Source organism: Pseudarthrobacter sp. NIBRBAC000502770, assembly GCF_006517815.1.
GTDB classification, from domain to species: domain Bacteria; phylum Actinomycetota; class Actinomycetes; order Actinomycetales; family Micrococcaceae; genus Arthrobacter; species Arthrobacter niigatensis.
The window spans coordinates 554,616-575,928 of record NZ_CP041198.1 but is presented as its reverse complement, the minus strand read 5'-3'; the positions used below and the strand labels follow the sequence as shown (position 1 = coordinate 575,928).

Genomic DNA, 21,313 nt, shown 5'->3' with positions numbered 1-21,313 from the left:
GAACTTCCGCGGGCCCGGATAGAGTCTTCAGCAGGAGGCGGCGATGAATACTTACACCACTGTGCCCAGCGGCGAACAGGTGGTCCAGGAACTGCCCTGGCGATGGAAAGTCCAGGGCAGGATCTTCCTGATCGGGGGCCTCGGATTCATGTTCGACGCCTGGGATGTAACCCTGAACGGCATCCTGATTCCGCTGCTGTCCAAGCACTGGTCGCTGTCCGCCGGGGAAGCGGCCTGGGTAGGCACGGCGAACCTGATCGGCATGGCGCTGGGTGCCTTCATCTGGGGAACCATCGCGGACACCTTGGGGCGGAAGAAGGCATTCACCGCCACGCTGCTGCTCTTCTCCGTATTCACTGTCCTCGGTGCGTTCGCCCCCGATTTCGTCTGGTTCTGCGTGTTCCGGTTCATGGCCGGGTTTGGTCTGGGCGGCTGCATCCCCGTGGATTACGCACTGGTGGGCGAGTTTACCCCGCGGAAACAGCGCGGCAAGGTGCTCACTGCCATGGACGGCTGGTGGCCGGTAGGCGCGGCTCTCGCCGGGTTCGTTTCGGCCGGCCTGGTGGCCCTCTACGGCGACTGGCGCCTGACCATGCTGGTGATGGTGCTGCCCGCCCTGCTGGTCTTCTGGGTCCGGCGGAGCGTGCCGGAGTCTCCACTGTTCCTGATCCGGAAGGGCCGCAGGGAAGAAGCGGCCAAAATCATTGACGGCCTGGTGGAGGCCACCGGGGCGGAACCGCGCGCGTACAGCCTTCCCGACGCCCGGGATGTCCCACGGCTTTCCGCCGGCAGCGCCTGGACCCAGCTGCGTTCGGTATGGCAGTTCAACTGGAAGATCACCGCTGCCGCCTGGTCCCTGTTCTTCAGCATCCTGCTGGTGTACTACCTGTCCCTGACGTGGATGCCCAGGATCCTCATCGGTGCCGGCTTCGCCGAGTACAAGGCGTTCGTCACCACGGCGTCCATGGCCGCCGTCGGCTTCCTGGGCGTGGTGGTGGCCGCCCTCCTGGTGGAGCGGGTGGGGCGCAAATGGATCCTTGCCATCACTGGTCCGTTGTCCGCGCTGACCCTGGTGATCGTGGCATTCGTGGTGGACATCCCCACGGCCGCGGTGTTCTGGCTGCTGGTGTTCGGGTTCGTGGTGCAGGTAGCCATTCCGGTGCTCTACGCCTACGTGTCCGAGCTCTATCCCACGGAATTGCGGGGCACCGGGTTCGGCTGGGCGTCCACATTTTCCCGGCTGGGTGCAGGGTTTGGACCGCTGGTCTTCGCCAACTACTTCTGGCCGGAACTCGGGCTGGCCACTTCCTTCGCCCTGGCCGGCGCCCTGGTGCTGGCCTCCGTGCTGTGGATGGCGTTCTTCTCCCCGGAAACCCGCCGGGCCCGCCTGCAGTAGCCGTTTTTCGCGACGCCCTTATTCATTTTCGACGCGCATGTTCCCCTGCGCGCACAGTATGTACGCCGCGAAAACGGCATATGTGCGTCGAAAAGGAGAGTGCGCGTCGAAAAGGAGAGTGCGCGTCGACGGCGGTCTAGGCGGCGGAATATTCCGGATCCGCGGCGAGGGCGGCCAACGTGGAAACCAGGAGCCGGCGCTCCACCACCTTGATGCGTTCGTGCAGGGTCTCCTCGGTGTCTGCGTCCTCGATGGCCACAGCTTCCTGGGCAATGATGGGGCCGGTGTCCACGCCGGCGTCGGCCCAGTGCACGGTGCAACCGGTGACCTTGACCCCGTAGGCCATGGCGTCGCGGACGCCGTGGGCGCCTGGAAAAGCAGGCAGCAGCGCGGGGTGTGTGTTGAGGTACCTGCCGTTGAACGCGTCGATGAAACCGGGGCTGACAATCCGCATGAACCCGGAGGACACCACAACGTCCGGCGAGTAGGCGGCGACGGCCCTGGCCAGCGCGGCGTTCCAGTCGGTACGGTCCGGGTAGGCCTTGAAGTCCACCACAAAGGTGGGGATGCCGGCGGCAGCGGAACGTTCGACGCCATAGGTCCCTTCGCGGTCGGCGCCCACCGCCGCGATTTCCACATCGAGCTCCCCCGCTTTGACGGCGTCGATAACTGCCTGGAGGTTGGACCCGGTGCCGGAGACGAGGACGACGATACGCATTGGTCCAGCTTAGGTGCAGGCTCGCGTACGCTGGAAAACATGAACAGCGAACCGGGCCGGGCCGGGCGGCAGCAGGCCAGGCCCCCGCTCAGCGAGGCAGCGAAAGCCTCCCTCGCCAAGACCCACACCCTGTTCAGGACGTTCGTGGTGACGGTACTCGGCGCGTTTTTCGTGTACCAGCTGGACGTGGGCTACCTGTGGCTGACAAGCCTGCTCACCTTGGCGAGCCTGGTCCTGGGCATAGTCCTGCTGGTCCGGTCCATCCGGCTGAAGGAATCCAGGCTGGTCCTTGTGGGCACCATTTCCGGGCTGGTGGTGGCAGCCGTGATGGTGCTGCTGATCGTCACCACCTTGGTCCTGTTTGACCAGGTGCGCGAGTACCAGGCCTGCCTGGGCCGGGCGCTGACGGACCGGGCCACCCAGGCGTGCATGGTGCAGTTCCAGGACGTCCTGCCCGCCAGGATTCCCTAGCCCGGGGCGGTCCTAGTGGACCAGTTCCCCTTCGCGATCGGCCGCCCCGGCCTTCTCCCTTTCCAGCCAGGGTCCTGCCGCGTAGCCAATGACCACGCCGGCGGCCACCTCCGCAGCCACCCATAGGGCCGTCCACAGCGGGTCAGGACCGATTGCGGTCAGGCGCCCCAGTCCTGCTGACCCCCGCGCGATCCAGGCCAGGCCCATCACCAGCAGCCCGGCGGCCAGCCCTGCGAGCACCCCGAGGACAAGGGTGGAGACGGTGGCGGTGAACCAGCGGGCGTGGACCTTGATGGCGAGCCACTCGTCAAAGTGGTTTTCCCCCTCCCGCAGGAACCACCACCCCGCCATGACGCCCGCCAGCACGGGAACTAGCAGGGCGACGACGGCGTAGTCCAGGGATCCTGATGGGATGGCGGCCAGGACAGGAATGGATGGGAGCGGCCCGACTGCGGTGCCCAGCGCCCCTGCCTGGGATCCGGCCCCCAGGGCAAAGCCGGCTCCTGACGTCCACGCAAGCGCGAAGACCACAAGGTTGGGCAGGAAGCCCAGCTGCGCGATGGTGAGGGCGGCGCCTCCCACCGGGCCGGCGTCGAGCGCTTCATACACGGACACCACCAGGTTCCAGTGGATGAACAGATCGGCTGCCAGCAGCGCAGCGGCCAGGGTAAGGGCGGATGCGACGGCGACAAAGCCTGCCTTCGCCGCGGAGGCTAAGTAGGATCCGGCCCAGCGGTAATGCTGGCTGGTGCGGGAGATCCAGTCCACCGCGTCGACGCCGATGAGCCGGCTCCAGGACCCTGCTTCCCTTCGTGCACCGACCACCATGCCGAGGCCGAACGGGACCAGGGGAACCAGTATGGCGTACCAAAGGTTGATGACGACGTCGCTGCTGCGGCAGACGAACCCGGTGGCCGCACCGAACGCCGCATAGACTGCCCACGAGCCCAGCAGGGCCTGCCACAACTGGTCCGTGTAGGAGGCCCGTGCGAGCCTCCGGCCGGCGCGCCACGCCAGGAGGAACGGGATCAGGGTCAGGCCCAGGGGAATCAGGCTCAGCGTGCCGGATCCGCCGTGGGTGGCGGTCGCCGGTCCTGCGCCGGCAAGCTCCAGCGGCACCCCATGGACCAGGAGCCAGGACTGCCCTGCCAGGCGTGCCAGCACCTCGAACTGCCCGTTCTGGAAACCCGCGGTGGCCCAGACTGCCACGATGGGCGCCACGACCACCAGCGCCGAGATGATGGCCGCCTGCGCCGCTTCAAGGGCACCCTGCAGCCACAACGGCATGGGAAGGCCACGGTCTCCGGTCTGATCAGCGCGCAGTTTCATCGTGTTCCATGGTGTCACGCCGGGTGCGCCGCGTCCGCGAACGACAGGCTCGCGGGCGCCACCGATCAATATCCAAATGCCCGGCTGTCCGGCGCTTTTTGCCCTGCCCCGCCGTAAAATTGTTAGAAACCAACACCCGCCTGCCCGCAGGGGCATCCTGCGATTTCTGCTGGCCGTGGGCGTGAACCCGACCAGCCGCTTGCCCGGATACCGTCAACCGGGAAAACAGGAGCCGCGAATGAGAGATGAACCGTAAGTTCTGAAGATATTCGTCCTACTGGCTGGTGCAGTTGCCGCTTGCAGCGCGGCTGCACCAGCGCTTTAAACGGTGCGGCGCCGGGAGCCTCCAACCAGGCTCCCGGCGCCGTTCACCGAATCAGGCCCGCCGCTCCAGCCAGCCGGCCCTGCGGACTTGGCGGGGACAGAGTTCCCCGGTCCGATCAGCGACGCGCGTCGCCGTCCGTTTCGATGTTTTCCTTGCGGACTTCCTCGTTGACCGTGACGTCATCATGGACTGTCTCTTTATCCAGCCGGACCCGTTCCACGGGAACAGTCTCTTTCTCCACCACGGGGCGTTCCTCATGCAGGACCACCTCGTGCTCTTCCTCGCTGATGCCCGGGCCGTCCAGCGCGGAGCCGCGGTTGGCGTCCGTGATGGGCTCGCGCTCCACGCGGACTTCTTCACGCTCCACCGGGATGGTCTTGGTGACATTCTCGGTGGTGACGTACTTGCGCAGGCGGGCCCGGCCTGTGGTCTCACGCTCCTTGCCCACGTGCAGATGTTCCTCGGAGCGGGTCATGGCGTCGTCCGTGGTGGGGCCGGAGGTATCGTGGCCCACGGTCCCGCGAGTGTGGGTGTCCCGGTCGGAAGTGATCCCGGCGGTGGGGGTCCCGGCATTGAGGTCTGCATCGCCCTGGAGGTCGACGTCGCCGGCGGTGTCACGGGTGGCCTCGGTGTACGTCCGTGCGCCGCGGTCGTAGTACGTGTACAGCCGGTCCTCTTCCTCGGGGGTGAGGTGTCCGTCGGCATCAACGCGGGGTGCGTCCTTGACGTGCTCCTTGGTGAAGGGCACCACCAGGTCCTCGCCCTGGTTGTGCGCGCCCTCAACCGGCACGAAGGATTCGGACGTACCGAAGAGGCCGGTCTTCACGGTGACCCAGGTGGGTTCGCCCGTGTCGTCGTCTGCATACAGCTGGCCGATCGAACCGATTTTCGTGCCGTCGGAGCCGACTACGTGGCCGCCCTTGGTGAGCAGGTTTTCAAGGTTTTCCCTGTTGAGCATGACGTCTCCTTGGATTGTCGTTGCACTAGGTCTGCCAGCAGTGGATGGTCCGGACCGGGGCATTCTCCCGTCATCCGGCTTCCGCCCCGGCTGCTTGAGGCTCTGCGCTGACTGCCCCACTACCGTAAGCATGCTTAGCATCAAATGCCAAGCCTACTTAGTAATTTTCTTGGCGGCCGGGGCAGCTGTTCACCCGGCCTTCTCCTCCGGGTAACGCTTTTTCCCCCGCCATTTCAAGGACGGCGCGCACGGTGAAGGGGTGAGGATCGCAATCGTCGCCGAATCATTCCTGCCGTTGATGAACGGCGTCACCCATTCAATCCTTCGGGTCCTGGACCACCTCCAGGAGCGTGGTGACGACGTACTGGTCATCGCCCCGTCAGCGCAGGAGGGAGCCGAGCCGGGCCGGGTCAAAGGGGCGGAGGTCCACCGGCTGCCGGCAGTCCCGCTGGCCGGCTACACGAATGTACGGGTGGCACTGGGAGGTGTGTACCGGGTCAAGCGAATCCTTGCCGAGTACGCGCCGGACGTTGTGCATCTCGCCTCGCCGTTCGTCCTGGGCTGGCGCGCAGCGCAGGCGGCACACCAGCTCGGCATCCCCACGGTGGCGATCTACCAGACCGAAGTTCCCAGCTATGCGGCCCGGTACGGCGTTCCCTTCCTTGAAAACTGGGCCTGGAACAGGGTGGAGAACATCCACCTGCTGGCCTCACGCACCCTTGTGCCCTCCACGTTCGCGCTGAACCAGTTGCGCGGACGGGGCATCCCGCGGGTACGGATGTGGCGCCGCGGGGTGGACACCGCCAGGTTTTCGCCGGAAAAGCGCGACGACGGGTGGCGGGCTTCGGTTGCCCCGGACGGTGAACGCATCATCGGCTACGTGGGCAGGCTGGCCATCGAAAAGCAGGTGGAAGACCTTGCCGCCCTCGCCGGCATTCCCAACACCAGGCTGGTGGTGGTGGGCGACGGCCCGCAACGGGCAGCCCTTGAGGCGGCCCTCCCCCAGGCGGTATTCACCGGCTTCCTGGGCGGTGAGGACCTGGCGCGGACGGTGGCATCCTTCGACCTGTTCGTCCATCCGGGTGAGTTCGAAACCTTCTGCCAGACCATCCAGGAGGCCATGGCGTCAGGTGTCCCGGTGGTGGCCACGGGCCGGGGCGGACCACTGGACCTGGTGGAGAATTCACGCACCGGCTGGCTCTACGAACCGGGTGACCTGTCCGCCATGCGCGCCCGGGTGCAGGACCTGATGGGCGACGACGCCAAACGCCGCGCCTTCGCAGCCGCGGCCCACGCCTCGGTCCAGGAGAGGACCTGGCCGGCGCTTTGCACGGAACTGGTACAGCACTATACGGACGTCATTGCGGCAGTCCCCGCGCCGCCGCGGAAGGCTTCAAAGGCAGGAGCAACATCATGAAGATATCCGTGATCGGCTGTGGGTACCTCGGCGCTGTCCACGCGGCAACCCTTGCATCCATGGGCCACAGCGTTGTGGGCATCGACGTGGATCCCGGCAAGGCGGCCCAGCTGGCACAGGGAACCGCACCGTTCCATGAACCGGGGCTTGACGAGCTCCTGGCGCACGGCCGCGCCACCGGACGGCTGCGCTTCTCCACGGATCCGGCCGAGGCGCGCACTGCCCAGGTGCACTTCCTGTGCGTGGGGACGCCGCAGGACAAGACGTCCGACGCCGCCGACCTTACCTTCCTGGTATCAGCCCTGGAAGGGCTGCTGCCGCACCTGGCGGCGGGCGCCGTCGTCGTGGGCAAATCCACGGTGCCCGTCGGCACGGTGGACATGCTCCGGGAGATCTTCGCACGGCGGCCGGACGTGCTGCTCGGCTGGAATCCCGAATTCCTGCGGCAGGGCACCGCCGTCAAGGACTCACTGGTTCCGGACCGGCTGGTCTACGGCGTTGAAGGCGGCCGCCCCGCCGCCTTCAACCCCCACACCGGGGCACCGACGGGGGTGACTGCGGCCCTGGACGCCGTCTATGAGCCGCTGCTGGCTGCCGGAATCCCGCGGCTCGTCTGCAATTTCGCCACGGCTGAACTCATCAAGTCTGCCGCGAACGCGTACTTGGCCACGAAGGTGAGCTTTATCAACGCCGTGGCCGAACTGTGCGACGCCGCAGGCGCCGACATCACGGAGCTCAGCGAGGCAATGGGGCTGGACCCGCGGATCGGCAGCCGGTACCTGCACGCCGGGCTCGGTTTCGGCGGCGGCTGCCTGCCGAAGGACATCCGCAGCTTCCGCACCCAGGCCGCCACCCTGGGAGTACCTGCGGTGGAGCAGTGGATGCGGCTGGTGGATACGGTGAACCTGGGCCAGCGGGAGCGCACGGTGGGACTCGCTGCAGAGTTGTGCGGCGGAACCCCCGCCGGGCGATCCATCACCGTACTGGGTGCATCCTTCAAGCCCGACACCGACGATATCCGCGACTCCCCCGCCCTGGATGTTGCGGACCGGCTGGCCGCTGCCGGGGCGCACGTCACCGTCACCGACCCCAAAGCGGTCAATCTTGCCTGGCGCCGCTACCCGCGGCTTCGGTTCGAGGCCTCCGCTGCGCGGGCGCTCCAGGATGCCGAGCTGGTGCTGCTCCTCACCGAGTGGGATGAATACCGGCAACTGTGTCCCGCCGCGGCCGGGCAACAGGTACGACGCCGGGTGGTCCTGGACGCACGCAACGTGCTGGATGCGGCGGCCTGGCAGGAACAGGGCTGGGTGGTCCGCGGACTCGGAACGTCCTCCGGCGCCGTGACGGCGGCCGCGGTGCGTTGAAGGCCGGCTTCGGGGAAGGCTAGTCCAGCAGTCCCAGCTCCCGGAACGCCAGCGCCACGCCGTTGCCGGCGGGCGGGGCGGTGATCCGGTCCGCCACGGCAAGCACTGCGGGATGGCCACCTTCCACCGCGATGCCAACGGCCGCGTACTCAAGCATTTCGATGTCGTTGGCGCTGTCGCCGATGGCCACGATGTCCGCCCGGTCCAGTCCGAGCCGGGCTTCCACAATCTGGATGCCGACGGCTTTGTGGGTGCCGGCCATGAAGATCTCCCCGGCCCGGTCCCCCAGCGCCGACAGCGAGCTGGGGATCAGCCCCACCCCGGGGCCGAAGTCCGCCAGCAGGCGGGTCAGCGGCACCGGTGAGTCGAAGCAGGAGATTTTGGCGTAGGAGGTGGCGCGGAGATCGTCGCTGTACTGCATCGGTCCCAGGATGTCCTCCAGCGGATCGACATCCGTGCTGAGGATGCCGTCATGCTGGGGGCGGCCGGCAAAGATGGGCCCGAGGACCTCCCGGAGCCGGCGGTCCACGCCTGTGCGGCCGTGCAGTGCCTCCGGCGCTTCCAGGATGTAGGCGGCACCGTGGGCATCGAGCGTTTCGACGAGGCGCGCCGCGAGCCCAGGTTCAAAGCGGGCGTCCCTGAGGACTTCACCGCCTACCTCCACCCTGGCACCAGCTCCGGTAATGGTGCCGTCGAAGCCGGCGTCCAGGATGTGCCCTGGGACCATGGAGAGTGGACGCCCGGTGCAGACGAACACCTGGTGGCCGAGCTTGCGGGCGGTCCGGACGGCGTCGACGTGCGCCTCGGGAGCCAGCCCGTGGTCGGCGTAGGTGCCGTCGATGTCAAGGAATATGGCCCGCGGCCGCTGGGTCTGGCTGGACATGCGAGCTCCTTCAACAAAGGCAGGGACACCCAAATCCTATCGGCAGCAGTTTATGGGCGGCACGGGATTGTCCCACGTCAGGACCAAACTGATAGTCATCCTGTGATATTGGGGGTCTTGCAGAGTAGTAAGCCTGCTGATTGAATGAGGGAACCGGAAATGGGGGCCCGGCACAACTTACTGACAAGGAGTGGCAACATGGGCATTATCGGATTTCTTATTTTGGGCCTGATTGCTGGAGCCATTGCAAAGGCCATCCTGCCGGGCCGCCAGGGCGGGGGCTGGGTGGTCACCATGGTCCTTGGTGTTGTCGGAGCCATCCTGGGCGGCTGGATCGGATCGTTGATCTTCGGCGGCGGCCTGGCGGAGTTCTTCGACCTCAGGACCTGGCTGCTGGCTATCCTCGGCTCGATCATCGTGCTGCTGATCTACGGCGCCGTCACCAACCGCAGCGGCCGCCGGGTGTAGCTGCTTCCACAAAACCATCAGTAACAGGCGCCGGACTCCACCAGGAGGACGGCGCTTTTTACGTCCCGCCACACGGAGGTGCGGACTCAATATGAACCCGCCGGGAGCCGCCCAATTTTCCCCTCCTGCCTTTATGATGGCGAAGGGGTGGTGTGATGACCGGTTTTCTGGGCCGTGACAACAATGTGGCACTGCAAACTTTTGGCGCGGTCATGGATGCAAGTCCGGACGCACTTTTGGCCCTTGCTGCGGACGGGACCGTCCTGGCGGCGAATGCCGCGGCCGCCAGGTTGTTCGGACTGCCGCAGGAAGCCTTCTCCGGCCTGGATTACCGGATGCTTATCGGAACGGGCTTCCACGGCGAAGTGGCCCTTCTGCTGCGCCAGCTCCTCACCCTGCCGGAAGAGCTTCCGCCTCCGCAGGAAATCATCGCGCTGGGGCGGGACGGGACCGAGTTCCCGGTGGAACTTGCCGCCGCGCCCCTCCCCCACCAGGACCCGCAGGGGCCCGGGGACGGCCCAGACGGGAGCGGGCCGCCAATCGCCCGGCTGCTGCTTTCCATCCGCGGGACGGCACACCGCAAGGCAGCCGACACCAACCTCCGCGAGGCAATGTCGCTGTTGACGGCCACCCTTGAATCAACCGCAGACGGCATCCTGGTCATCGGGACCGACGGCACCGTCGCCGGATTCAACGACCAGTTCCTCACCATGTGGGGCATTCCGCCCGAGCTCATGGACGGCGAAACCGGGGAACCAGTGCTGCAGCTCATCATGGAGCAAGTGGCTGACCCTGTAGCTTTCACCGCCAGGCTGGGCGAACTTCAGGAGGACCCCGCGGCGGAAAGCCACGACGTTGTGGAATTCCGGGACGGCCGGACCTTCGAGCGTTATTCTCGCCCGCAACGTGTCGGCGAGAACATTGTGGGCCGGGTGTGGAGCTTCCGCGATGTTACGCCGCGGCGGAAGGCGCAGGAGCAGGCCCACCGGGCCATGATGGACCTCGCAGTCCAGGCGGAGAAGTTGCGTGCCATGGCCTTCCAGGACCCGCTGACGGGACTTGCCAACCGTGCGGTGTTCAACGATGCCTTGGCCGAATCGCTGCAGGAACCGCGGCTGAAGACGGTGGATGTCCTGCTCCTTGACCTGGATGACTTCAAGGAAGTCAACGACATCCTGGGCCACCAGGCCGGTGACGACATGCTCATCGAAGTGGCGCGCAGGCTCCGCGGTTGCGTCCCGACGGCCGACGTCGTGGCCCGGCTGGGCGGCGACGAGTTCGTGGTGCTCCTGACGGCTTGCCCCGACGCTGATGCCATCGCGGCCTGCATTGTGCGCTGCCTCCATGTGCCGGTGACCATCAGCGGCACCGTCCTTCGTCCCAGCCTGAGCCTGGGGGTGGCTTCCCTGGGCCAGGACAGCATGGGCCCTTCCGAGCTCCTGCGACACGCAGACATTGCGATGTATGCGGCCAAGGCTGCCGGCAAGAACCGGTTCCTGCGCTTCCACCCGGAGATGATGCAGGCGCTGGTGCAGCGGACACACATGGAGAGTGGACTGCAGCTGGCCGTTCCGCGCGGCGAGATAACCGTTGACTTCCAGCCGATCGTCTCCCACCGAATGGGGCAGGTGGTCCAGCTGGAGGCACTGGCCAGGTGGGACCGGGGCGGCGAGCGGGTGCCGCCGTCGATCTTCATCCCGCTCGCCGAGCGCACCGGACTGATTGGTGAGATCGGGGCCGAAGTGATGGCCACCGGAATGGTGCAGCTGGCACGGTGGCTCAGTGAGGATCCGTCGCGGTCCCTGGCCGTGAATGTCTCCGGCGTGCAGCTGCAGGAACCGGACTTCGCCGAGGGAGTCCTGAAGCTTGCCGAGGCCAGCGGCGTGGCACCGTATCAACTCGTGGTGGAGGTTACCGAGAGCGTGTTTTTCGACGCCGACTGCAGCCTGATCCAGCAGCTCAGCGCGCTGCGGGATGCGGGTGCCCGGGTAGCGCTGGACGATTTCGGCACCGGTTATTCGTCGCTGGGCCGGCTGCAGGACCTGCCCGTGGACACCGTCAAGATCGACAAGACCTTCGTGTCCATGGTGCGGACGGGGAACGAGCGGCTGCCGATCCTCAGTTCCATGATCAACATGGCGCACAGCCTGGGCCTGACGGTTACGGCGGAAGGGATAGAAACGGCCGCACAGGCGGACTACCTGACGGCGCTGGAGTGCGATTCGCTGCAGGGGTATCTGTTCTCACTGCCGGAGCCCGGTGACCGGCTGGGCCAGGCGTTGAGTCACGCAGAAGAGGCCCTCCATGCACTGAAGGGCAGGTAGCCGGGGCTGCTCGTCGGCCTAGGCTGCTTCCTGGCGGCCGGGGCGCTGCGAATTTGCGGGCGCGGGGTGGGAGTTCTGGGGCTGCGCGGGGTGCGGTGCTTCGCCGGCGGCGGACGGGGAGCCCGTCCCGGTGGTGGTGGCAGCAGCGCGGTTGCGGCGCCAGCGGCGGACCAGGTCGACGGCGGCGAAGAGCCCTGCGAGTGGGGTCAGCACGGCGGCGGCATAGACGAACAGCATCCACGTCAGGGTGGTAAGTGGCGGCTGGTTGTTGTTGAGCAGGGACAGGCCGCCCAGCATGGCAACCACCCAGAACAGCAGGACGGCCGTCAGCACGGCGCCGGCAGGGAAATACTGGTTGGTCACGACTTTTTTCAGGGTTTCCATGCACTTCCTCCTGCCTGGCCGGGGGGACGGCGAAAGCCGTTCAATGACCAGTATGGGGCCCGGCGTGCAGGAAACTGCGCAAGACGACACGGCGAGTGATGAAGCTAACGCTGCAGGCCGCCGTCGTACGATTTGCGGGGCTGAACGCCGCGCCTTCCCTTCCCGGAACGCGTCCCGCCGCATACCGTAATGCCTGACCGCTTATTATTTGGAGGCTCCCATGCGCAAAGTCACCGCCGGCCTGTTCCACTCCGTGGACGGTGTGGTGTCCGAACCGTTCAAGTTCCAGTTCGACAGCTTTGACGCAGAGCTCGGCGAGGGCCTGACCAGGATGATCAACACCGTGGACACAGTGGTCCTGGGCCGGGTCAGCTACCAGGAGTGGGCTGGGTACTGGCCTACCGCCCCGCAGGACCAGGACTTCGCAGCGTTCATCAACCCCGTGGAGAAGTTCGTCGCCTCGCGGACGCTGACGGGGCCTCTGGAATGGGAAAACTCGCATCTCATGGATGCACCGCTTGAGGATTTCGTTGCGGGCCTGAAAGAGCGCGACGGCGGCGAAATCGCCGTGTGCGGGAGCATCTCGGTGGTGAGGCAGCTGCTGTTCGCCGGGCTGCTGGACTCGCTGCAGCTGATGACCCACCCGGTGATTGCCGGCAGCGGCCGCCGGCTGTTCGAGGACGGGGACCCGTTGACCCGCCTGGTACTGCAGGACCAGTCCACCACCAGCAAGGGCAACGTGCTGAGCACCTATGGGGTGCGCGCCAACGATTAGGCGGCCAGCGGCGCCCCGAAAAGCTCCTCCACGAGTCGCTCCAGGTGGTCGGGGATGTCTGCCTCGGCACTGTGTTCCCCGCGGCCCAGGAAGACTGCGGTGCCGCGGATCCCGTCGAGGTCCAGCCCGCATTCATGCATCAGCTGGCCGGCCCGGAAGTTGACCGGCAGGAGCATGGTGACGCTTTCCGCGTTGAGGTAGACATGCCAGTCACCGCGGATCACCGATTCGAGCGGGCCGCCCACCAAGGCCTCCAAAGCCTGCGGGTCCGCCTCCACCCGCTCGATGCGGATGGGCTCGGACGTGCTGGCCGGTACTACGAGTGCGGTGTAAGTTCTGGTGTTCATCGTTCGTCTCTCCATAGGTCTTAACACCTGGGGAGACGGCAGTGTTCCCGCCGGCTTTCCCGAGAGTGGGCATTTGCAGCTTTGGACTGTTATGGCACGGCATGTCAGGACCACGGCGTGGACGGGTGGTAGTCCGCGGCGACCGCTTGGATCTCCGTCCGGCCTTCGACCGGCCGGATGTCATCTTGGTCCTGCGGCAGGTCGGCTGCTTCGGCCACAGCTTGGGCGAGAGTCAAAGCCCGCCCAGCCGCCCAGGCAAGCCCGAATCTAACCGGGCCTGCCTCTGCCCGCGCCTGCGCGATGAACGACTCAATCCGACGGCGTTCGGCCGGCTCAAGCGGCACACCCCTGTCAGAGCGGTACGCGTCAGTCGCCGACAACATCCGGATAGCCGGGTCAGGACGGTGTTTTTTGACGCAGATCCCTGCCAGCGACTCAAGGAACGCCGCGAGGCTGCCGTACGCCCCGAGGTCAAAGGCAGCCGACACCGCCTCCTGCAGATGCCGCTCAGCGGCATCCAACTCGCCGGCCTGTTCCAGGCTTTCAGCGAGGTTGGTCAAAACGACACCCCATAACCAACCATCGCCAAGGGGCCGCGCCAGGCGGGCACACTCCTGCGCCAATTCCAAAGCGGCGTCATATCGGCCGTTGTGATAGGCCACCCGTGACAGGACGATCAGGGCGCTGACCCGGGTCCGGTAACCTCTTCCGGGCGTGGTAAGTGCTTCCAAAGCCAGCCGTTCCGCCAGGACGAGGTCTTCGCTCTGCGCTGCCTGGACCGAAAGGCACATAAGGGACCAGGCGACGCCCTGCTGGTTTCCTGCCTCGCGAAACGTCTCGGCTGCCCGGTGATGTAAAGTTGCCGCCTGGTCGTACCGGCCCACAATCCAGGACAGAGTGGCGGCCCCGCTTAGTGCCGGCGCAAGCACAGCCGGAGGTACGTCCGGTGCGCGCTCCACCAGTTTCACTGCTTCTCGATACTGTTCCAACACGTTCCCCGTGAGCTCCCAGTAATGCCACAGGTGTCCTATCAGGCCCAGCGCCACCTCGTCAGATCCCCGTTGGCCGGTAGCCCACAGCAAGGCTGAGCGGAACTCCGCCGTATCAGCCTTCAGTTCGCGGAACGCGCTTATCTGGCCGTACCCCCAGAGCGCTGGAGCCAGTGTCTCCGCCAGTTGCAGGTAGTAGCTGGCATGGCGGCGGTAGACAGCATCTGCGTCCGCGCGCGCCAGCAGGCGCTGCCGGGCAAACTCACGGATGGAATGAAGGACACCGACACGTTCGTTGCCATCCGTGTCTGTGTAACAGCGGACCAGGCTGTGGCTAAGGAGGACACCAAGGGCGGCATCCTCCGCCTCTCCCGAATCAGCCACACAACAGCAGATGCTGCGGACGGCAGTCGTGGTCGGGTTGGCAGCAAAGACCCCAAGGTGGTCGAAGAGCTCCTGTTCGCCTTTGCCTAGCAAGCGGTAGCTCCAAGCGATGGTCGCTGTTATTGTCTGTTGCCTTCCGGGAAGGTCCCGGAAAGCCCCGGGAAGCGATGTGAGCCCTTGTTCGAGCTCGCCGAGCAACTCCTCCAGGCTGTGATGGCGGAGTTGTGCGGCTGCCAGCTCAATGGCAAGCGGCAGGCCGTCTACCCGGTGGCAGACTCTGGTGAGTAATGAGGCGTTGCTTTCGTCAACCCCGAAGTGCCTGCGGACAGCGCGGCCGCGTGCAAGGAACAACTTGACGGCAGGAACCTCGCGAAGCACGTCAGGCGGGAGGATGTGGTCAAGCGGAGGCAATGCGAGCGGCGGCAGCTCGAATTCATATTCGGCGCGCAGTCCCAGGCGCCTCCTGCTGGTAGCCAGAATGCGCAGCTCCGGAGCCCCGGTCAACAGGTCCAGCACAACCGGCCATGCCTTCTCCAGGTGCTCGAAGTTGTCGAGCACCAGCAGGAGCCGTCGTTGCCGCAGGAACCGGGAAGCCATCTTGAGCGGTTCGTCCGCGCCAAAATCCCCAAGGCCCAGGCTGGAGGCAATGGCTGCAGGGACCTGCTCCGGGTGGGTCAACGTTGCCATGCTCACCCAGCCCACGCCGTCGTCCATCGTTTCGCCGATATGGGAGGCGACGGCAAGGGCAAGCCGTGTCTTTCCTGTTCCACCGGGTCCTGTGACCGTAACCAATCTGCAGCCCTCTTGTTTATAGAGCGAACAGACCTCCTCAAACTCCGAGTCCCGTCCGAGCATCGGCGTGACAGCAGGAGGCACACTGTTGACCTTCTCTGCCTGCCGCAGGAAACCGACGGCCGGGGCGTCCAAGGACTGGTCCTGCTGCAGGACCAGGATTTCGAGCTCCTTCAGCCGCTCTGACGGTTCGATACCCAGATCCTGAACCATCACCTTTCTGGCGGACCTGCACGCTGCGAGCGCATCCGCCTGCCGGCCGTCGCGGTAAAGGGCGAGGGCCAATGATTCCCACAGCTTTTCGCGGTAGGGGTGGTTGGTTACCAGGCGCTGGAGGTCCCCCGTCAGCAAGGAGTGGCGGCCGCGGGCAAGCTCGATGTCTGCCAGGTTTTGGTAGGTGTCCAGCTTCATTTCCTCGAGCTGGTCCAGTTCGGCTCTGAAGGCCTGGATGTCGGCAAGGTCCGGGAACGGGCTCCCTCTGAACAGTCGGACAGCCTGGCGGAAGCAGGTGGCAGCGCCGGGCAGGTTTCCTTCCAGGGCTGCGTTCTGGCCGAGAGCTACCAACCAGCGGAACTGGAGCAGGTCAAGTTCGTCTTCCCCGACCACCAGGCTGTAGCCACCGGGACGGCTGAGCAAATGGCGTGCTCCCACGCCGGGCGGCCTGCCCGGTTCCAGCAGGCCCCGCAGATTCGCCAAGTACACCTGCATCTGCGGCCCCGGACGCGCCGGCGGGTGATCGCCCCATAAAACATCTGCCAGGAAGTCGGCAGTCACCACGGAGTTCGCCCTGAGGGCAAGGCATGCCAGGACGATCCGCTGCTTGCCGCCTTTGACCACAACGGGCGATCCGCCGGCAATGACATCCAGCGGCCCGAGGGCCCCTATCCGCAGTGCACCCATCGCACAGCCCCTCACGAGCAGCCGTCCGGACCGGATACGAATTCGTCCAGCCCCGGCGGACCAACCGACCAGCGGCCCCAGCGCCTGCCCGTGGCGACGCGGATGACGCGCGCCACATCAACCCCAATCATGCTCCCGGTGCTGGCCCCGGTCCAGAGCCCGCAAGCCAATTAAGGATCGCTTAAGTCCCATGCGGGATGGTTGCAGTGCCCATCCGCAAAAATGAGAGGAACTCCGATGAAATCGACGATGATGCGCACGCTGGTCCCGGCCACCCTTGCCGCGGCGGCAATTGTGATCCCCGTGCCGGCAGCGACTGCCGACGTGCCTCCAGACGTCATCCTGGATCCCGGCCTAGGATGTCCTGGCTTCGCCCTTGGCCTGTCCCGGAGCGATGGCAATCTGGTGGTCAAGAAATTCTTTGACAAGAATGGAAACCAGGTCAGGCTGCTTGAGGCCGGAAAGGGAACGTTGAATACCTACACCAACTACGGCCCGGATCCTGTAAACCCTGTCGCGGGAAAATCCATCAGCGTCAGGACGGATGGCTCCGTCACTAGTACCGAGTTCAACCCTGACGGGACCATAACGGTGACGGCCACTGGGCACAACGGGCTGATCATGTTCCCCACCGATGTTCCCGCAGGCCCGACCACAACCCAGTACACCGGGAAGATCGTGTACACGATCGACACAATGGGCACCTTCAAATTGGTGAGCACAACGGGCAGGGCACTTGACGTTTGCGACGCCCTTAAGTGATGGCACAACGGACGACGCCGGCACTTCCCCAAGTGCCGTCGTCGCACCTTCCCGTCCTGGCTGGGAAGGCGACCGGGTAAACTTGTTCAGTCATGCGCTGTTCCTACTTTGATGCCGGCACCTGCCGCTCCTGCACCCACATGGGCAGGCCGTACGGCGAACAGCTGGCCGGCAAGCAGCTGCACTGCCAGACCCTCCTCGCCGGACACACGGAACTGGAGTGGCTGGAGCCCGTGGCCAGCCAGGAGTCCGGCTTCCGCAACAAAGCCAAGATGGTGATCGGCGGGACGGCACAAAACCCCACCATCGGAATCCTCGACGCTGACGGGCACGGCGTGGACCTGCGCAAATGCGGCGTTTGCTCCCCCGGCCTGCGCGCCGTCTTCCCGGTGCTGGCCACCTACATCCGCCGCCTCCGCCTGACCCCCTACGACGTTCCGAAACGCACCGGGGAACTCAAGCACGTCATCATCACCGAGTCCCCCGCCGGTGAGGTGATGCTCCGCCTGGTCCTCCGCTCCGAGCAGACCCTGCCACGGATCCGGAAGCACCTCCCCGAACTCCTGGCCGACCTGCCGCAGGTCAAGGTGGTCTCCGTCAACCTGCTCCCGGAGCACAAAGCGGTGCTCGAAGGCGACCGCGAGATCCTGCTGACGGAGCAGTCCACCCTGGAGATGCGGGTCAATGACATCAACCTGCACCTGCGGCCGCAGAGCTTCTTCCAGACCAACACCGGCATGGCCGCGGCCCTGTACCGGCAGGGGCGGGAGTGGGTCAACGAGCTGGCGCCGGCCTCGGTGTGGGACCTGTACTGCGGCGTGGGCGGTTTCGCGCTGCACAGCGCTGCCCCGTCCCGTACAGTCACCGGCATCGAGACCAGCAGCGAGGCGATCGCCTCGGCCCGGCTCAGCAGTGACGAGGCTGGCCTGGCAGGCATGGAGTTCCAGGCCGGCGACGCCACCGCGTTCGCCCTCGCGGCGGAGCGGTCACCGGACCTGGTGATCGTGAACCCGCCGCGGCGCGGCATCGGCAAGGAGTTGTGCGGCTGGCTGGAGTCCTCGGACGTGCAGCACGTGGTGTACTCCAGCTGCAACGCCCAGTCGCTGGCCCGTGACCTGGCCGCGCTCCCTTCCTTTACCGCCCGGCGTGCCCGTGTCCTGGACATGTTCCCGCAGACCACGCACTACGAGGTCATGGTGCTGCTGCAACGGACGGCCTAGCGCCGTCCGGTAGCCCCGGGCTCAGGTGCGGACGCGTTCGACGGCGGCCGCACCGGCTTCGCGCCCGATCGACCGGAGGCCCGCCGCCACCCCCGCGGCGTCGGCTGCGGAGCGGTTCTGGCTCAGTTTCTCCTTCGCCTCGATCCGGCTGACCACCAGCTCCACGCCCACGATCGCGCGCAGCTGCCCGGCGACGAATTTCCCCGGAGCGTCGTCAACGGCCCACGGATCCTGCCGGCCGCCCTCATGCAAGGCCGTCAGGTGCCGGACGTGCCGTGCCAGCCAGCCGGCATCGTCATGGACCACCAGCTCCCCGTAGACGTGCGCCGTGCTGTAGTTCCAGGTGGGGACCACCCGGCCGTGTTCGGCTTTGGAGGCATACCACGACGGAGAAACGTAGTCGTCCGGGCCCTGGATGATGGCCAGCGCTTCACCTGTAGGCGCAGTGGACCACTGCGGGTTGTTCCGGGCCATGTGCGCCTGGAGGGCACCGTGCTCCCCCACCTGCGGATTGAACGCGAAGGGCAGCAGCGTTGCCAGCAGGCCGCCGTCGGTCATGGTCACCAGGTTGGCAGCGCCGGGGTGCGCCAACAGGTTCCGGACGGCGTCGGGTTCGGCGGCGAAATGGGAAGGAATGTACATGGGAGTCCTTTCAGGTGGTCAGGCGGTTGGCTTGAGCCGGACGCGGACGGCCGCTGCGGCACAGAGGGTGACGGCAAGGGCGCCGATGGCGGTGGTCCACGTCAGTGCCTCCCCCAGCAGGAGCGCGGCCCAGCAGATACTCAGGATGGGCTGAAGCAGCTGGATCTGGCTCACCTGTGCCATAGGGCCGATCGCCAGCCCCCGGTACCAGGCGAAGAAGCCAAGGAACATGCTCACCACGGCAAGGTAGCCGAACGCCGCCCACTGGATTGGACTGGCCGACGGCGGCTGGCCCTGGACGGAGGCCGCGGCCAGGACCAGCATGGCCGGCGCGGCGAGGACCAGCGCCCAGGCGATGGTCTGCCACGAGCCGAGTTCCCTGGCCAGCAGGCCACCCTCCGCATATCCGACGGCGGCGCAGGCCACGGCCCCGAGCAGCAGGAGGTCCGCCCAGTGCAGGTGGCCGATACCGCCTGCCTGCAGGAAGGCGAAGCCAACCGCTGCCAACGAGCCGAGTACAGTCACGGCCCAGAAGGCCGCCGTTGGCCGCTCCCCCGTCCTCAGCACCGCGGCAGTGGCCGTGGCGGCGGGCAGGAGCGCAATGACCACGGCACTGTGTCCGGCCGGCACCGCAGTAAGTGCGTAGGACGTAAGCAAAGGAAAGCCTGCGACGACGCCGCCGGCCACGAGCGCAAGGCGCGGCCAGGTGCGTGGGCGCGGCAGCCGCTGCCGGGTGATCGCGAGCGCTGTGGCGGCAAGGACGGCGGCCGCCACTGCACGGCCGGAACCGATGAACAACGGCGGCAGGCCGGCGACGGCCACCTTGGTGAAGGGAACCGTGAAGGAGAAGGCCGCGACACCCATCAGGCCCCACCAGATCCCGGAAGACCGCCGGGGCAGTATCACTGGGCTCTCCAGCACAGTAGCGCTACTATGTTCTCTCATGACCAACGATAGCAGTTCACGGATCGTGGCGGCACTCCGGCAGTGGGTTGCGGAAGCGGCCCCGGGAGCGAAACTGCCCTCCACCCGGCAACTGGTGGCCGAGTACCACGCGAGCCCGGTGACGGTCCAGAAAGCCCTGCAGGCACTGGCTTCGCAGGGCCTGATCGACAGCCGGCCTGGCGTCGGGACGTTCGTCCGCGCCGTACGCACCGCCCGCCCGTCGGACTACGGCTGGCAGACCGCGGCGCTGCGTTCTCCCTCAGCGCCGCTTCCGCCGTCGTCGGGCACCATGCGGACGGTCCCCGCCGAGGCCATCTGGTTCCACTCCGGCTACCCGGACCGGGAGCTGTTGCCGGAGCGGCTGGTCCGGTCCGCACTGGCCCGCGCTGCCCGCGGCGACGCCGCGCTGTCCCGGCCACCTGCCGCCGGCATGCCCGAACTGCAGCAGTGGTTCGCCCAGGAGCTCGGCTCGGCAACCCCGGCCGGGACCACGCCACCAACGCCCAGTGACGTGATCGTGCTGCCGGGCAGCCAAAGCGGACTCAGCTCCATTTTCCGGGCCCTGGTGGGCGCCGGGCAGCCGCTGCTCATCGAATCGCCGTCGTACTGGGGCGCCATACTCGCCGCCGCCCAGACCGGGGTGCGGCTGGTCCCGGTGCCCACCGGGCCGGACGGCCCGGACCCCGCCGACGTTGACCGCGCCTTTACGGAGACTGGAGCGCGGGCGTTCTACGTGCAGCCCAACTATTCCAACCCCACGGGCGGGCAGTGGGCGCCGGGCCGTGGCGACGAGATCCTGGACGTTGCCCACCGGCACGGCGCGTTCCTGGTGGAGGACGACTGGGCCCACGACTTCGGCATCACTTCAAACCCCCTTCCGTTGGCCACGCGCGATGATTCCGGCCACGTGGTCTACATCAGATCCTTGACCAAGAGCGTGTCAACGGCCATCCGCATTGCCGCCGTGATCGTGCGCGGGCCGGCGCGCGAACGCATCCTGGGCCACCGCGCCGCCGAGTCCATGTATGTCAGCGGACTCCTGCAGGCTGCGGCACTGGACGTGGTCACGCAACCAGGATGGCAGACCCACCTGCGGAGCCTCCGCCAGCAGCTCCAGTCCCGCCGCGACCTGCTGGCCACCAGCATCCGGGAACACGTCCCGCAGGCACACATCGACAACCTGCCCAAAGGCGGGCTCAACCTGTGGGTGCGCCTCCCGGACACCACCGACCTTCCCAGGCTGGCGCGCGACTGCGAGGACGCCGGAGTGATCATCGCCGCCGGCACCGAGTGGTTCCCGGCCGAGTCCGCCGGAGCGTTCATCCGCCTTAACTATTCCGGCCCGAACCCGGGCGCCTATCCCGAAGGCGCCCGGATCATTGGCGAGGCCATGGCCCGGAACAGCGGCTAGGCACCGGCCCCGCGCGCCAACCCGTTAGCCCGGCGCCAGCCGTCGTTCACCGGGCCGCCACTCCCGGTTCATTACCCATTAGTAACTTGAGAGCTCCTGTTGAGACCCC

General features: G+C 66.5%; 19 protein-coding genes. 10 read left to right on the top strand and 9 right to left on the bottom strand.

The annotated features are described in order from the left end of the window. Positions 1-43 precede the first annotated feature (43 nt). Positions 44-1,396: an MFS transporter gene (locus NIBR502770_RS03045; protein WP_141180998.1), complete on the top strand. Its 1,353-nt coding sequence runs from the start codon at positions 44-46 to the stop codon at positions 1,394-1,396. Positions 1,397-1,532: 136 nt separating this feature from the next. Here the strand turns inward: NIBR502770_RS03045 and purN are convergent, their stop codons facing one another. After that, positions 1,533-2,114 (bottom strand): phosphoribosylglycinamide formyltransferase, encoded by a 582-nt coding sequence (purN, locus tag NIBR502770_RS03040; RefSeq protein WP_141180997.1) that lies wholly within the window; start codon positions 2,112-2,114, stop codon positions 1,533-1,535. 39 nt (positions 2,115-2,153) lie between these two features. Here purN and NIBR502770_RS03035 point away from each other — a divergent pair, with 39 nt between their 5' ends. Next, complete coding sequence (locus tag NIBR502770_RS03035; protein WP_141161245.1) at positions 2,154-2,585, top strand: hypothetical protein; 432 nt, start codon at positions 2,154-2,156, stop codon at positions 2,583-2,585. Between the two features lie 12 nt (positions 2,586-2,597). On the opposite strand, the gene NIBR502770_RS03030 is transcribed toward NIBR502770_RS03035, so the two are convergent. Both NIBR502770_RS03030 and NIBR502770_RS03025 read right to left on the bottom strand, forming a co-directional pair. Then, positions 2,598-3,914 (bottom strand): DUF6350 family protein, encoded by a 1,317-nt coding sequence (locus NIBR502770_RS03030; RefSeq protein ID WP_141180996.1) that lies wholly within the window; start codon positions 3,912-3,914, stop codon positions 2,598-2,600. A 440-nt stretch (positions 3,915-4,354) separates the two neighbouring features. Next, positions 4,355-5,197: a PRC and DUF2382 domain-containing protein gene (locus tag NIBR502770_RS03025; protein WP_141180995.1), complete on the bottom strand. Its 843-nt coding sequence runs from the start codon at positions 5,195-5,197 to the stop codon at positions 4,355-4,357. A 259-nt stretch (positions 5,198-5,456) separates the two neighbouring features. Between NIBR502770_RS03025 and NIBR502770_RS03020 the strand changes: the two genes are divergently transcribed. Next, complete coding sequence (locus NIBR502770_RS03020) at positions 5,457-6,614, top strand: glycosyltransferase family 1 protein (protein WP_210411276.1); 1,158 nt, start codon at positions 5,457-5,459, stop codon at positions 6,612-6,614. Next, positions 6,611-7,978 carry a UDP-glucose/GDP-mannose dehydrogenase family protein gene (locus NIBR502770_RS03015; RefSeq protein WP_141180994.1) on the top strand — a complete coding sequence of 456 codons (1,368 nt, stop codon included), beginning with the start codon at positions 6,611-6,613 and terminating at the stop codon, positions 7,976-7,978. Before NIBR502770_RS03020 ends, NIBR502770_RS03015 begins: the two co-directional genes overlap by 4 nt. 19 nt (positions 7,979-7,997) lie before the next feature. Here NIBR502770_RS03015 and NIBR502770_RS03010 read toward each other — a convergent pair whose 3' ends face one another. Further along, complete coding sequence (locus tag NIBR502770_RS03010; protein ID WP_141180993.1) at positions 7,998-8,861, bottom strand: HAD family hydrolase; 864 nt, start codon at positions 8,859-8,861, stop codon at positions 7,998-8,000. 198 nt (positions 8,862-9,059) lie between these two features. Between NIBR502770_RS03010 and NIBR502770_RS03005 the strand changes: the two genes are divergently transcribed. Both NIBR502770_RS03005 and NIBR502770_RS03000 read left to right on the top strand, forming a co-directional pair. Next, on the top strand, positions 9,060-9,329 hold the full coding sequence (locus NIBR502770_RS03005; RefSeq protein WP_141161250.1) for a GlsB/YeaQ/YmgE family stress response membrane protein: 270 nt from the start codon (positions 9,060-9,062) through the stop codon (positions 9,327-9,329). A gap of 155 nt (positions 9,330-9,484) precedes the next feature. After that, positions 9,485-11,653, top strand: coding sequence for a bifunctional diguanylate cyclase/phosphodiesterase (locus tag NIBR502770_RS03000; RefSeq protein ID WP_246857382.1), 2,169 nt, complete (start codon positions 9,485-9,487; stop codon positions 11,651-11,653). A gap of 18 nt (positions 11,654-11,671) precedes the next feature. Here NIBR502770_RS03000 and NIBR502770_RS02995 read toward each other — a convergent pair whose 3' ends face one another. After that, positions 11,672-12,037 carry a hypothetical protein gene (locus NIBR502770_RS02995; RefSeq protein WP_246857381.1) on the bottom strand — a complete coding sequence of 122 codons (366 nt, stop codon included), beginning with the start codon at positions 12,035-12,037 and terminating at the stop codon, positions 11,672-11,674. A gap of 220 nt (positions 12,038-12,257) precedes the next feature. Between NIBR502770_RS02995 and NIBR502770_RS02990 the strand changes: the two genes are divergently transcribed. After that, positions 12,258-12,812 carry a dihydrofolate reductase family protein gene (locus NIBR502770_RS02990; RefSeq protein ID WP_141180992.1) on the top strand — a complete coding sequence of 185 codons (555 nt, stop codon included), beginning with the start codon at positions 12,258-12,260 and terminating at the stop codon, positions 12,810-12,812. Here the strand turns inward: NIBR502770_RS02990 and NIBR502770_RS02985 are convergent. Beyond that, positions 12,809-13,159: a hypothetical protein gene (locus NIBR502770_RS02985; RefSeq protein ID WP_141180991.1), complete on the bottom strand. Its 351-nt coding sequence runs from the start codon at positions 13,157-13,159 to the stop codon at positions 12,809-12,811. The genes NIBR502770_RS02990 and NIBR502770_RS02985 overlap by 4 nt on opposite strands. A gap of 104 nt (positions 13,160-13,263) precedes the next feature. Then, positions 13,264-16,224 carry a BTAD domain-containing putative transcriptional regulator gene (locus tag NIBR502770_RS02980; RefSeq protein WP_141180990.1) on the bottom strand — a complete coding sequence of 987 codons (2,961 nt, stop codon included), beginning with the start codon at positions 16,222-16,224 and terminating at the stop codon, positions 13,264-13,266. Positions 16,225-16,461: 237 nt separating this feature from the next. On the opposite strand from NIBR502770_RS02980, the gene NIBR502770_RS02975 reads away from it, so the two are divergent. Together NIBR502770_RS02975 and rlmC are read left to right on the top strand one after the other, a co-directional pair. Beyond that, positions 16,462-16,986, top strand: a complete 525-nt coding sequence (locus tag NIBR502770_RS02975) for a hypothetical protein (RefSeq protein ID WP_141180989.1) — start codon at positions 16,462-16,464, stop codon at positions 16,984-16,986. Positions 16,987-17,078: 92 nt separating this feature from the next. Continuing rightward, positions 17,079-18,206 carry a 23S rRNA (uracil(747)-C(5))-methyltransferase RlmC gene (gene rlmC / locus NIBR502770_RS02970; RefSeq protein ID WP_141180988.1) on the top strand — a complete coding sequence of 376 codons (1,128 nt, stop codon included), beginning with the start codon at positions 17,079-17,081 and terminating at the stop codon, positions 18,204-18,206. A 21-nt stretch (positions 18,207-18,227) separates the two neighbouring features. Here the strand turns inward: rlmC and NIBR502770_RS02965 are convergent, their stop codons facing one another. Both NIBR502770_RS02965 and NIBR502770_RS02960 read right to left on the bottom strand, forming a co-directional pair. Then, on the bottom strand, positions 18,228-18,848 hold the full coding sequence (locus NIBR502770_RS02965) for an FMN-binding negative transcriptional regulator (RefSeq protein ID WP_141180987.1): 621 nt from the start codon (positions 18,846-18,848) through the stop codon (positions 18,228-18,230). An 18-nt stretch (positions 18,849-18,866) separates the two neighbouring features. Beyond that, positions 18,867-19,793, bottom strand: a complete 927-nt coding sequence (locus NIBR502770_RS02960) for a DMT family transporter (protein ID WP_141180986.1) — start codon at positions 19,791-19,793, stop codon at positions 18,867-18,869. On the opposite strand from NIBR502770_RS02960, the gene NIBR502770_RS02955 reads away from it, so the two are divergent. After that, positions 19,792-21,204 (top strand): PLP-dependent aminotransferase family protein, encoded by a 1,413-nt coding sequence (locus NIBR502770_RS02955; protein WP_141180985.1) that lies wholly within the window; start codon positions 19,792-19,794, stop codon positions 21,202-21,204. The genes NIBR502770_RS02960 and NIBR502770_RS02955 overlap by 2 nt on opposite strands. Positions 21,205-21,313: the final 109 nt, after the last annotated feature.